This window comes from Gordonia caeni (genome assembly GCF_039537105.1).
GTDB classification, from domain to species: Bacteria; Actinomycetota; Actinomycetes; order Mycobacteriales; family Mycobacteriaceae; genus Gordonia; species Gordonia caeni.
This window is the reverse complement of the sequence record NZ_BAAAZW010000005.1, coordinates 189176-201465: the sequence shown is the minus strand read 5'-3', so window position 1 is coordinate 201465 and position 12290 is coordinate 189176. Positions and strand designations below refer to the sequence as shown.

The window sequence follows — 12290 nt, the reverse complement described above, 5'->3', positions numbered from 1 at the left end:
CTTTGGGTCAGAGTCAGTAGGCGACGGTGAACCGGGCGCGGCGGTGCGCGGGAGTCTCGATCTCGGTGACGACGGCATCGGCGAGGTCGGCCCCGGAGATGAAGGACTCACCGTTGTCGTCGGCCAGGAGCACATCGCCGCCGAGCCGGTAGGTGCCCGTGGCCTCGCCGGGAGCCCACGCGCCGAAGCCGCCGGCCGGGCTCACATAGAACCAGTCGAGCGACGGGTCACTGGCCCGCAGATCGTCGAGGACGGCGCCCATCTCATCGGCCTCGGGCGTGATCTCGGCCGGGAAGTCGTCGCCGTCGGCCACCGCGGGCCCGCCCGGGGCCACCAGTAACGAACCGGCGCCACCCACCACGCCGAATCGGACACCGCGGGTCCGTGCGAGGCCGGCCAGCTTCTCCTCGATCGCGCGGAGCAGTCCGGCGCCCTCCAACTTCCCGCGGGGCGAGAGCGCCGAGACGACGACGTCCGTCCCGGACACCGCGGACTCCAGCACCGCGGCGTCGGTCACATCACCGGTCCGGTACTCGACGCCGGCGACCGGCGCCTCCGGCAGCGTGCGGCTGTAGGCGACGACCGAGTGTCCCTTGGCCGCCGCGGCGGCGACGAGGTGTCCGCCCGCGTAGCCCGTGCCGCCCAGAATCGTGATGCGTGCCATGTCTTCTCCTACTCGCGCGGTCCGGAGCAGATCTCCGGACCTCCTGTCACTCACTGTAGGGCGCTTACTCTCTGATGGTAAGTAGGCACTTGCTGGTAACTTAGTCACCGGAAGGCCATAGAGGAGGAGCCATGACCGAGCCCGCGTGGGACCCGTACGACCGCAACTGCCCGAGCCGCGCCCTCCTCGACCGCATCGGCGACCGGTGGACGGTCCTGGTGATCGGCACCCTCGACGACGGTCCTCGGCGGTTCAGCGAGATCGCTCGGCGGATCGACGGCATCTCGCAGAAGATGCTCACGCAGACTCTGCGCGGCCTGGAACACGACGGCCTGGTGAAACGGACGCAGTATCCGGAGATCCCGCCGCGCGTGGAGTACGAACTCACCGCCCTCGGCCAGTCGCTCCGCACCCCGCTGCGCGCCCTCGAGGCGTGGGCGAACGAGCACATGGTGCAGGTGCTCGCGGCCCGCGGGTCGCACCAGCGGCTCGTCAGCGGTACCTCCCAGTGACTTCCGTCGACTTGACGGCGCTGGGGGTGCAGGACCTACTCCGACTCGACGGCGCCGTCCTCGCCGAGCTGCGGCGGCGCGGCCTCGTCCGCACCGGCAACAAACCCTTGGGTGACGTCGCCGAGGCTGTGGTCCACGCGGCGCGGGACGGTGTTCTGGAACCCAACAGCACCAAGTCGCACGACATCACCACGCCGGCCGGTGACCGCATCCAGGTCAAGGCGATGGGAGTGCGATCAGCGGGCACCGCGGCGAAGTTCGGCGCGTTTCGTTCCACTGACTTCACCACCGCCGTGTTCCTCGTGTTCGACATCGACTTCAACCTCATCGAGGCGCGGGAAGTCGACGCCGCAGTCATCGAGCAGACCCGTCTCGTCACCCACATCAACGGACGGCAACCCACCCTCCGGTGGGTCCGCACGGTCGGCACCGACGTCACCGCGGAGATGCAGGCCGCGTGGGCAGGTCTCAACCAGACTCCCGCCCGAGCGGCCATTGTTGCCCCCATGCACCACCCGGCCCGCACATAGATCGGCCGGGGCAGCCGATCACGCCTCCATAAGTCGAGCAGCGACGGTCGCACCCAGCTCCCAGCACGCCTCGAGCTCGTCCTTGCCGGGCTTGGCCGAGATCACCACGTCGTCGGCCGCCTGCTCCCAGCCCAGGCCGCCGGCGATGGAGTGCACGCTGCGCTGGGCGCCCTCGGTGCCCTGGTTGCCGTGCATGAACAGTCCGTACGGACGGCCGGTGGTCGAATCCAGGCACGGGTAGTAGACGACGTCGAAGGCGTGCTTGAGCGCCCCGCTCATGTAGCCGAGGTTGGCCGGCGAGCCGAGCAGGTAGCCGTCGGCTTCGAGCACGTCGACCGGCGACAGCGTCAGTGCCGCGCGGCGCACCACCTCGACGTCCTCGATCTCCGGATCACTCGCCCCGGAGATCACCGCCTCCAGCATCTCCTGGCAGTGCGGCGACGGCGTGTGATGGACGATCAGCAGGCGCGCCATGTCAGCTTCCCGGTTGCGGCGCGGCCGGATCCGCCAGTGTCCCTGAGGCTTTCGCGGCGCGGTAGCCCTCGGAGGCGCGGCGCATCATCTCCCGGGCACGGCCGCGGTCGCCGGCGTAGTCGTAGGCGCGGGCGATCCGGTAGGTGCTCATCCAGTCCGACGGATCGGCTTCCCATTCCTGCTTCACCTCGGCGAAGAGGTCGTCGGCGGCCTCACGCTCCAGCCGCCCGGAGGGACGGTGCGGCAGGTGGGCGACGTTCAGGTCCCGGCCGGCCTCGGCGACGGCGGCGGACATCCGCTGGTGTTCGATTCCCGATCGCAGGGTCTGCACCACGATCCACACCCCGATCAGCGGGAGCACGAAGACGCCGACGCCCAGCCCGATGCCCACGACGCCGCCGGCCTCGATCAGGCGCACCGCCGAGCGGCTGAGCAGCACCAGGTAGACCGCGATCGCGAAGACCATGAAGCCGATCATCAGCACCAGCGGCCGGGCGTCCTTCTGCTTGGCTGCCATGGTCGTCACAGATCCATGAAGCCGTCGAGCCCCACCGTGAGGCCCGGGTGCGCGCCGATCTCGCGGACGCCCAGCAGCACGCCGGGGACGAACGACGTCCGGTCGAGCGAATCGTGCCGGATGGTCAGCGTCTCCCCCTGCGTGCCGAACAACACCTCCTGGTGCGCCACCAGCCCGGCCAGCCGGACGGAGTGCACGCGCACTCCGTCGACGTCGGCGCCCCGGGCCCCGTCCAGGCCGGTCGAGGTGGCATCGGGCATCGGCGCGGAGCCGGCTTCGGCCCGGGCCTCGGCGATCAGCTTGGCGGTGCGTCCGGCGGTGCCCGACGGCGCATCGGCCTTGTACGGATGGTGCAGCTCGACCACTTCCGCGGAGTCGAAGTACGGCGCCGCCTTCTGTGCGAAGTGCATCGACAAGATGGCGCCGATGGCGAAGTTCGGCGCGATCAGCACACCGACCTCCGGCGCGACGGACAGCCACTCGCTCACCTGATCGAGCCGCTCCTGGGTGAAGCCGGTGGTGCCGACGACGGCGTGGATGCCGTGGTCGATCAGGAACTTCAGGTTGTCCATCACCACATCCGGGTGCGTGAAGTCCACGACCACCCGGGTCTGCGAGTCCACGAAGGCATCCAGTGCGTCACCCTTGTCCACACCGACGGTGAAGTCGGTGTCGGGAGCGGCCTGCACGCCCTCGACGATGGCCTGCCCGACCTTGCCCCTGCTACCCAGTACCCCGACCCGGAGTGCGTCGCTCATCTGTTCACCTCTGTCGCTCGACGTCGTTGCTGACGAGTCTAGGGCGCGGGCCACCGGGCGCGCTCACACCGGTTGCGCTGGGAAGCGCCCGATCCAGGGACTGGCCTCCTCCAGTTGGGCGGCCAGTTGCAGCAGCGCCCCGTCCGAACCGAGCGGGCCGTTGAACTGGGTGCCCAGCGGCAGCCCCTCGTCGGTCCAATACACGGGCACGCTGATCGCCGGGCGGCCGGTCAGATTGGCCATCTGCGTGTACGGCACCCAGCCGAGGTTCTCTTCGATCATCTGATCGATGATCCCGGTCTTCAGCAGCGCTTTGCCGCCGTGCAGGCGGTGCGCCAGACGGGCGCCGACCTGCAGCGGCCCCGGGGTGTCCAGCGCCCCCACCTCGACCGGCGCCTGGCCGATGGTCGGCGTCATGAAGTAGTCGTGGTCGTCGAAGAACCCGTCCATGGCGCGGGTGTACCCGGAGATCTCGCCGATCGCCCGCAGCGCCGCGACCACCCCGTTGGCCCGCCCGATCTCCACCATCGCCAGGGTGTCGGCCTCGAAGTCGGAGTCGCCGGCCCCGGTGCGTTCCTTGATCTCGGCCACCTGGCCGGCCAGCTGGGCGAACCAGATGGTCAGGAACGTCTCAGCGAGCGCCTTGTCGTCGTAGGGCGGATCGATCTCGGTCACCTCGTGGCCGAGATCGGTCAGCAGTGCTGCGGTGGCCTCCATCGACTTCCGCGCTTCCGGCGTCGGCTCGCCGCTGATCGCCGAGTGCGCCGAGTAGGCGATGCGGAGCGTGCCCGGGCGCTCGGCGACGATCTCGGCGAACGGGCGCGCCGGCCGTGCCGCACGGTAGTCGGCCAGGGGGAAGTCACCGATGATCGCGTCCATCAGGCCGGCGCTGTCGCGCACCGTCCGGGTCACCACGCCCTGCACCGCCATCCCGAACATCGGCTCGCCGGTCTGCGGTCCGTACGGTGCCAGGCCACGGCTGGGCTTGAGGCCGACCAGGCCGGTGCAGCCGGCGGGGATGCGGATGGAGCCGCCGCCGTCGTTGGCCCCGGCGGCGGGAACGATTCCCGCGGCTACCGCGGCCGCCGAGCCGCCCGACGAGCCGCCCGGCGTCCGCGAGGTGTCCCAGGGGTTCCGGGACGGGCCCCACAGCGAAGGCTCGGTCACGCCTTTCGCACCGAGTTCGGGCGTGTTCGTCTTGCCGGCCACCACCAGTCCGGCGTCCAGGAAACGATCGGTCACCAGGGCGTTCTCGGTCTCGACCACGTCTTTGAGCGCCCTGCAGCCCGCGGTCGTCGGATAGCCCCGGTACTCCTGGGACAGATCTTTGAGCAAGAACGGCACCCCGGCGAAGGGGCCGGACAGGTCGCCACCGACCTGAGTGTTCGCGGCTCGAGTGGTCTCGGCGACCACGGCGTTGATCGCCGGGTTCACCTCGCGCAGCCGCCGGCGTGCCAGATCGAGCAGTTCGGCGGGAGTCACCTGTTCGTCGGCCACCAGCTTCGCGAGCCCGGTCGCGTCGTAACTCATGTACTCGTCGATGTTCATGGCACGCCCTTCTCAGTACTCCTTGGGAGGATCCCCCAACTGTCGACCGTAGACGTCCACGAACCGTTCCACGAGGTCGATCAGCGTCATCGCGTCCCGGGGCCCCATCTCGGCGAGCGCACGCTCGATCGACGACAGGATGTGGCGGGCGCCGCGCTCGAAGGCGCGCTGTCCCTCGCCGGTCAGCGCGACCCGGTGCGCACTCGACCCCGACACCCGCGTCTTGTCCAGCAGTCCGGCGTCCACCGCCGCGTTGACCTGGCGGTTGACCGTCGACCGCTCCAGCCCGAGGGCCGCGGTGATTTCGCTGAGCGTCTGCGGCCCCGAATCGCGCAGCAACCAGAGCAGCCGCATGTCGGCGGTGCCGGGCGAGTCGGGAGCACCGGAGTCGACGCGATGGCGGCGCAACGCTTCCAGGCGCCCCATGGCGCCCCCGAGCCGTCGGCTCGCCTCGTCGCCCAGTTCCGGACCCTCTCCGGTGTTCTGCCTCACCTTCACCTCCGTGAAATTCCGCCGTCGGCCAAGCGTGTGTAATCTACACACTCATTGCCTGTGCAGATTACACACTTACCCGTTTAGGACATTATTCGTGAACTCTCCCGCTTCGCCGCCCAGGCCGCGCGCCACCACCTCGAAGAACCCGGTCGTAATCATCGCGGTCCTGGGACTGTCCAGCCTGTTCGCCTCGCTGATGCAGTCGCTGGTGATCCCGATCCAGCTGGAACTGCCGGACCTGCTGAACACCTCGCGGTCGAACGCCTCCTGGGTGGTCACCGCCACCCTCCTCGGCGGCGCCGTGGCGATGCCCGTCGCCGGGCGGCTCGCCGACCTGTTCGGCAAGAAGCCGGTGCTGGTGGCCTCGTCGGTGATCCTGCTGGTCGGATCGCTGCTCTGCGCCCTGTCCGACACGCTGCTGCCGATGCTCGCCGGACGCGTCCTGCAGGGCCTGGCCATGGGCTACATCCCGGTCGCGATCAGCTTCGTCCGCGAAGTGGCACCGGTGCGCATGGTGAACACGGCAGTCGCCTCGATCAGCGCCATGCTGGGCGTCGGCGGCGCGCTCGGCCTGCCGCTGGCCGCACTGATCGCCGACTCCCTCGACTGGCACGCCCTGTTCTGGGTGTCCCTGGGCCTGGCGGCCGCGATGACCCTGATGGCACTGCTGATCCTTCCCCACGTCCACGACGCCAACCCCGGGCGCCTCGACATGATCGGCGCCCTCGGACTGGCGGTCGGACTGGTCGCCTTCCTGGTCGGCGTCTCCAAGGGCAACGACTGGGGCTGGGGCTCGGCCACCACCATCGGCCTGATCATCGGCGGCATCGCCGTGCTGGTCCTGTGGGGGCTGTTCGAGCTGCGGCAGGACGACCCCCTGGTCGACCTGCGCACCATGTCCGGCCGTCCGGTGCTGATGACCAACCTCGCCGCCGTGCTGATCGGCTTCGGCATGATGGCCCAGGCCATCGTCATCCCGCAGCTGCTGGAGACGCCGAGCGAAACCGGCTACGGCCTGGGTCAGTCAGTCCTGCAGGCGGGCCTCTGGATGGCGCCCGGCGGCCTGATGATGTTGTTGTTCGCCCCGGTGTCGAGCAGGCTGCTCACCACCATCGGGGGTCGCCGCACCCTCGCGCTGGGCGGTGCGGTCCTGTCCGCCGGGTACGTGCTGGCCGTCTTCATGACCGGTGCGCCCTGGCAACTGCTGGTCGCCACCTGCATCGGCTCGGCCGGCGTCGGTATCGGCTACGCCGCCATGCCGACCCTGATCCTGGAGAACGTCCCGCCGCAGGATGCCGGCGCCGGGGTGGGGCTCAACGGCCTCATGCGGTCGGTCGGCACCACCGTCTCCGGTGCCGTCATGGCCGTCGTGCTCACCAGCGCGACGATGGACTTCGGCCCCACCGGGGTCGAGATCCCGACGCTGGGCGCCTACCAGGCCTGCTTCATCATCGGCGCCGTCGCTGCGGCCGTCGGCGCGGTGCTGGCCCTGATGGTGTACCCGTTCCGAGCTGAGAAGCTGACCCCGGAAGAGCTGCAGGCCGCCGTCAGCGCCCGGCACTGATCGCCCGGCACTGATCACGGTCCACCCCGGCCGCCGCGGCCCCTACCGGTGAGTTAACCTTCCTCGAGTTGGAACAAGTTCTAGTCGGGGAGCTGACGTGTCCGGTATTTCACGCCGAAATCTGCTGCAGGCGGCCGCGGTGACGGCCGCCGGGGCCGGTGCCCTGGGTGCCGCCGGGGGCCTCGCCGGTCCCGCCACCGCTGCTCCGGGCGGCTCCGGCTACCTGGTCGGCGCCGGCAAGGGTGACATGACCGGCGCAATCGCCGGGCAAGGCATGATGGGCTACTCGGACGCCGAACAAGTGGCCGCAGGTCTGCTTCAGCGCACCTGGGCGCGGGCCTACGTGATCGCCGACGCCGCCACCGGCGAACGGGTGCTGTTCATCACCGCCGACATCGCCTGCATCTTCACCTCGCACCACACGCTGCTGCTCGCCGAACTCGCCAAGCGCTACGGCGGCACCTACAACGTGCACAACGTCAACATCAACGCCACGCACAACCACAACTCGTGCGGCGGAACCTCGTGGGACTACGCCTACGTCCTGGCGGCCATGGGCCACCGGCGCAACTCGCTGCAAGCCGAGCTCGCCGGCCTGCTCGACGCGGTGGCCCGGGCTCACGACTCCCTGGCCCCCGGCACCGTCGAACTGGGCCGCGCCGAGCTGCACAACGCCTCGGCCAACCGTTCCCGGCAAGCCTTCGACCGTAATCCGCGCGCGGACAAACGGCATTTCCCCGAGCGCATCGATCCGCAGGTCACCGCGCTGCGGCTGCGCCAGGCCGGCCGGACGATCGGCGAGATCACCTGGTTCGCCACCCACGGCACCTCACTGACCGACGCCAACTTCCAGATCGGCCCGGACAACAAGGGCTACGCCTCCTACCTCGGCGAACAGCGTGACTCCGGGGTGATCAGCGCGCACGCGCAGACCAATGCCGGCGACATGTCGCCCAACCTGTGGCTGCGCAAGATGGCGCCCGGCGGGCCGACCGCCGACAACCGGACCAACAACGTGCTGATCGGCCAGCGTCAGGACCGGGCCGGGCGCACGGCCCTGCACGGCGCGCAGGCCATGTCGCGCACCGGCGTCGACTCGGCGACGCGCTATGTGAACCTCGCCGACGTCCGTGTGCGTGGGGACTACACCCCGCACGGCAAGGCGGTGCGCACCAGCCCGGCGATCATGGGTGTCGCCTCGGCGGCCACCAGCCAGGAGGACAACACCCGCAGCCAGCTGGCGATCCTCCAGGAAGGGTTCCGCAACGAGTTCGCGATGGCCCTCGGCGCCGGTGCCCGCCCGACGGTCGAACCGTGGATCAGCGACTCGCAGTCGCCGAAGATGCCGCTCTTCCCGCTGGGGCTGATGCCGCCTCGGACCTGGGTGGAGCAGACGCTGCCGCTGCAGCTGATCCGGATCGGCGACCTGGTGTTCGCCGCACTGCCGGCCGAGGCCACCGTGGTCTCCGGTCTGCGCATCCGGCAGGTGGTCGCCGACGCACTGGACGTACCCCTGCAGAACGTCCTCCTGCAGGGCTATTCGAACGGCTACTCGCAGTACGTGACCACCCCCGAGGAGTACGTGGAGCAGCAGTACGAGGGCGGCGCCACCCTGTTCGGGCGGTGGACGCTCTGCGCCTACATGCAGGAGTTCCACACCATGGCCCGCGCGATGGCCCGAGGCCGTCGCGCCGATGCGGGACCGCGCCCGGCCGATCGCAGCGGGCTGCAGCCCGACCTGCTCGGCGCACCGCCCGCCGACACCCCGATGCCCGGTCATCGCTTCGGCTCACTGGTCACCGCACCGAAGCGACGGGCTGCCCGCGGCACCACGATCACCGCGGCGTTCTGCGGCGCTCATCCGGCCAACCGGGTGCGGCGCGGCGCGAACAGCAAGGGCTACTTCGTCGTCGAGCGCCGGACGGCGACCGGCTGGGACACCGCCTACGACGACGACCACGCCAGTACCGAGCTGGCGTGGATCCGGCCGGGCGGAAGCGCCTCGGCCTCCAAGATCACCGTCACCTGGCGTATCCCCCGCGACGCCGAGCCCGGGAGCTATCGCATCCGCTATTTCGGCGACGCCAAGTCCGCCTCGGGCCGGCTCACCGAGATCACCGGCGACTCCGGCCTCGTCGACGTCGTCTGACACCGCGCCGTCCGGTCTAATCTGGGGTCATGAGTACCCGTCTGGCCGCCGTCGCCGACGCCGGGCTGCTGGCCCGGCTCCAGTACGACTTCGACACCGAGTTCGACTCGCCCACCCCGCCGGTCGAGGTGCTGACCGAACGCTACGCCCGACTCCTCGCCGAGCCGGCCGCCTTCGCGCTGCTCGCCGAAAAGGACGGTGCCGCAACCGGTTTCGCTACGGTCACCCTGCGCCCGACGATCTACTGCGACGGCCCCCTCGCCGTGCTCGACGAGCTGTACGTGGTCCCCGGCCTTCGGGACGCCGGCATCGGCACCGGACTGCTGACCGCGGTGGTCGACGAGGTCGTCGCCCGCGGCGGCGGCGAGCTGCACATCAACGTCGACGAGGTCGACACCGACACCCGCCGCTTCTACGAACGCCACGGCTGGGTCAACATCGAGCCGGGCACCGACTACCGGATGTTGCTCTACACCCGCGAACTCGGCTGACGATTCCGGCCACGCGCGTGACTTCGGCTACGCGCACTCGGCAGAATGCGCCGATCCGACGGCAGTGAGGAGTCGGCCGGATTCAGTGCGCGCGAGTCCGGAGACGACTCCGGCCCGCGACTCCCGGTGTGGGAAGCGCGGGCCGGAGTGGCGGTCGGTGACCGATCAGGCGTCGGCCGTCTCGGTGGCCGGAGCGTCCGCCTGCACCGGAACGAGGCTGATCTTGCCGCGCTCGTCGATGTCGGCGATCTCCACCTGCAGCTTGTCGCCGACGTTCACCACGTCTTCGACCTTGCCGATGCGCTTGCCGTTGCCCAGCTTGGAGATGTGGACCAGGCCGTCGCGACCCGGCAGCAGCGAGACGAAGGCGCCGAACGGGGCGGTCTTGACGACGGTGCCCAGGAAGCGCTCGCCCACCTTGGGCAGCTGCGGATTGGCGATGGCGTTGACCTTGTCGATCGCGGCCTCGGCCGAAGCTCCGTCGGCAGCGCCGATGAACACGGTGCCGTCGTCCTCGATCGAGATGCTGGCGCCGGTCTCCTCGGTGATGCCGTTGATCGTCTTGCCCTTGGGGCCGATCAGCTCGCCGATCTTGTCCATCGGGATCTTGATGGTGGTGATCCGCGGCGCGTACGGGCTCATCTCGTCCGGCTCGTCGATCGCCTCGGCGATCACGTCCAGGATGGTCATCCGGGCCTGCTTGGCCTGGCTGAGCGCACCGGCGAGAACCGGCGAGGGGATGCCGTCGAGCTTGGTGTCCAGCTGCAGCGCCGTCACGAAGTTCTTGGTGCCGGCGACCTTGAAGTCCATGTCGCCGAAGGCATCCTCGGCACCGAGGATGTCGGTCAGGGCGACGTAGCGGGTCTCGGTCTTGCCGTCGATGGTGACCTCGTCGGACACCAGGCCCATGGCGATACCGGCGACCGGCGCCTTCAGCGGCACACCGGCGTTCAGCATCGACAGGGTCGCGGCACAGACCGAGCCCATCGAGGTGGAGCCGTTGGAGCCGAGGGCCTCGGACACCTGGCGGATCGCGTACGGGAACTCCTCGACGCTCGGCAGCACCGGCATCAGGGCCCGCTCGGCGAGTGCGCCGTGACCGATCTCGCGGCGCTTCGGCGAGCCGACGCGGCCGGTCTCACCGGTCGAGTACGGCGGGAAGTTGTAGTGGTGCATGTAGCGCTTGGAGGTCTCCGGACCGAGCGAGTCGATCTGCTGCGCCATCTTCACCATGTCCAGCGTGGTGACGCCCATGATCTGGGTCTCGCCGCGCTCGAACAGCGCGCTGCCGTGTGCCCGCGGGATCACGCCGACCTCGGCCGACAGCTCGCGGATGTCGGTGATGCCGCGACCGTCGATACGGAAGTGATCGGTCAGGATGCGCTGGCGCACGAGCTTCTTGGTCAGCGAGCGGAAGGCTGCGCCGATCTCGCCCTCGCGGCCCTCGAAACGCTCGCCGAGCTCTGCGAGCACATCGGCCTTGAGCGCATCGGTGGCGTCCTCGCGCTCGGCCTTGGCGGCGATCGCCAGCACCTGCGAGAGACGGTCGGTGGCGAACTCGGAGACGGCCTCGAAGGCATCCTCCTGGTAGGGCGGGAACAGCGGGAACTCGCGGGTCTCCTTGGCGGCGGCCGAAGCCAGCTGCTTCTGGGCCTCGCACAGCTGCGCGATGAACGGCTTGGCGGCCTCCAGGCCCTCGGCGACGATGGCCTCGTTGGGCTCCTGCGCGCCGTCGGCGATCAGCTCGAGGACGTTGTCGGTGGCCTCGGCCTCCACCATCATGATCGCGACGTCGGCGTCGGCTCCGTTGCCGGAGACGATCCGGCCGGCGACCACCATATCGAAGACGGCGCCTTCGAGCTGCTCGACGGTCGGGAAGGCGACCCACTGGCCGGCCTTGTTCTCGGCGGACGGGATCAGGGCGACGCGCACGGCGCCGACCGGGCCGGAGAACGGGATGCCGGAGATCTGAGTGGAGGCCGACGCGGCGTTGATCGCGACGACGTCGTACAGGTCCTTCGGATCCAGCGACAGGATGGTCTCGACCACCTGGATCTCGTTGCGCAGGCCGTCGACGAAGGTCGGGCGCAGCGGGCGGTCGATCAGGCGGCAGGTGAGGATCGCGTCGGTGGACGGGCGGCCCTCACGGCGGAAGAACGAACCGGGGATGCGGCCGGCGGCATACATCCGCTCTTCCACGTCCACGGTCAGCGGGAAGAAGTCGAAGTGCTCCTTCGGGTGCTTCGAGGCGGTGGTGGTGGAGAGGATCATGGTCCCCTCGTCCAGGTAGGCGACGACGGCGCCGGCGGCCTGCAGGGCCAGTCGCCCCGTCTCGAAGCGGATGGTCCGCTTGCCGAAGGAGCCGTTGTCGATCACACAGGAGACTTCGGTGATCTCGTCACCGTCGTAGTCGTTGACATCAGTCATGGATTGGTTGAATCCCTTTCGTGTCGCCGGGCGCAGTGTGCGCTGACCGGCGGATATGCAGTGGCGGACCCGGTGCAGGTGCACGGGCCCGGACGTGGCACTGCGGGCAGGGCCCAGAGGTGTACCGCGCTTCGTGCGCGGTGGTGAGAGGGCCTTCGATC

General features: G+C 69.7%; 12 protein-coding genes. 5 read left to right on the top strand and 7 right to left on the bottom strand.

Annotated features, from left to right (window positions below):
- Window positions 1-13 precede the first annotated feature (13 nt).
- On the bottom strand, window positions 14-664 hold the full coding sequence (locus ABD732_RS09930; RefSeq protein WP_344783159.1) for an NAD(P)-dependent oxidoreductase: 651 nt from the start codon (window positions 662-664) through the stop codon (window positions 14-16).
- Window positions 665-795: 131 nt separating this feature from the next.
- On the opposite strand from ABD732_RS09930, the gene ABD732_RS09925 reads away from it, so the two are divergent.
- Both ABD732_RS09925 and ABD732_RS09920 read left to right on the top strand, forming a co-directional pair.
- Entirely contained in the window at window positions 796-1176 is a 381-nt protein-coding gene (locus tag ABD732_RS09925; protein ID WP_344783157.1) for a winged helix-turn-helix transcriptional regulator, read from the top strand.
- Between the two features lie 11 nt (window positions 1177-1187).
- On the top strand, window positions 1188-1706 hold the full coding sequence (locus tag ABD732_RS09920) for a hypothetical protein (RefSeq protein ID WP_344783155.1): 519 nt from the start codon (window positions 1188-1190) through the stop codon (window positions 1704-1706).
- A gap of 18 nt (window positions 1707-1724) precedes the next feature.
- Here ABD732_RS09920 and ABD732_RS09915 read toward each other — a convergent pair whose 3' ends face one another.
- The 5 genes from ABD732_RS09915 to ABD732_RS09895 form a co-directional block, all read right to left on the bottom strand.
- On the bottom strand, window positions 1725-2180 hold the full coding sequence (locus tag ABD732_RS09915) for a flavodoxin family protein (RefSeq protein WP_344783153.1): 456 nt from the start codon (window positions 2178-2180) through the stop codon (window positions 1725-1727).
- A gap of 1 nt (window position 2181) precedes the next feature.
- Entirely contained in the window at window positions 2182-2697 is a 516-nt protein-coding gene (locus tag ABD732_RS09910) for a hypothetical protein (protein ID WP_344783151.1), read from the bottom strand.
- 5 nt (window positions 2698-2702) lie between these two features.
- Window positions 2703-3455 (bottom strand): 4-hydroxy-tetrahydrodipicolinate reductase, encoded by a 753-nt coding sequence (dapB, locus tag ABD732_RS09905; protein ID WP_344783149.1) that lies wholly within the window; start codon window positions 3453-3455, stop codon window positions 2703-2705.
- Window positions 3456-3518: 63 nt separating this feature from the next.
- Complete coding sequence (locus ABD732_RS09900) at window positions 3519-5003, bottom strand: amidase (protein ID WP_344783147.1); 1485 nt, start codon at window positions 5001-5003, stop codon at window positions 3519-3521.
- Window positions 5004-5015: 12 nt separating this feature from the next.
- Complete coding sequence (locus tag ABD732_RS09895) at window positions 5016-5495, bottom strand: MarR family winged helix-turn-helix transcriptional regulator (protein WP_344783145.1); 480 nt, start codon at window positions 5493-5495, stop codon at window positions 5016-5018.
- 97 nt (window positions 5496-5592) lie between these two features.
- Here ABD732_RS09895 and ABD732_RS09890 point away from each other — a divergent pair, with 97 nt between their 5' ends.
- The 3 genes from ABD732_RS09890 to ABD732_RS09880 all read left to right on the top strand — a co-directional run bounded on the left by ABD732_RS09890 (window position 5593) and on the right by ABD732_RS09880 (window position 9702).
- Window positions 5593-7062 carry an MFS transporter gene (locus ABD732_RS09890; RefSeq protein ID WP_425553018.1) on the top strand — a complete coding sequence of 490 codons (1470 nt, stop codon included), beginning with the start codon at window positions 5593-5595 and terminating at the stop codon, window positions 7060-7062.
- 97 nt (window positions 7063-7159) lie between these two features.
- Window positions 7160-9211: a neutral/alkaline non-lysosomal ceramidase N-terminal domain-containing protein gene (locus ABD732_RS09885; protein WP_344783143.1), complete on the top strand. Its 2052-nt coding sequence runs from the start codon at window positions 7160-7162 to the stop codon at window positions 9209-9211.
- A 29-nt stretch (window positions 9212-9240) separates the two neighbouring features.
- The gene (locus ABD732_RS09880) at window positions 9241-9702 is read left to right on the top strand and encodes a GNAT family N-acetyltransferase (protein ID WP_344783141.1); all 462 of its coding nucleotides are present in this window, start codon (window positions 9241-9243) and stop codon (window positions 9700-9702) included.
- Between the two features lie 165 nt (window positions 9703-9867).
- Here the strand turns inward: ABD732_RS09880 and ABD732_RS09875 are convergent, their stop codons facing one another.
- Complete coding sequence (locus ABD732_RS09875) at window positions 9868-12129, bottom strand: polyribonucleotide nucleotidyltransferase (protein WP_344783139.1); 2262 nt, start codon at window positions 12127-12129, stop codon at window positions 9868-9870.
- Window positions 12130-12290 lie beyond the last annotated feature (161 nt).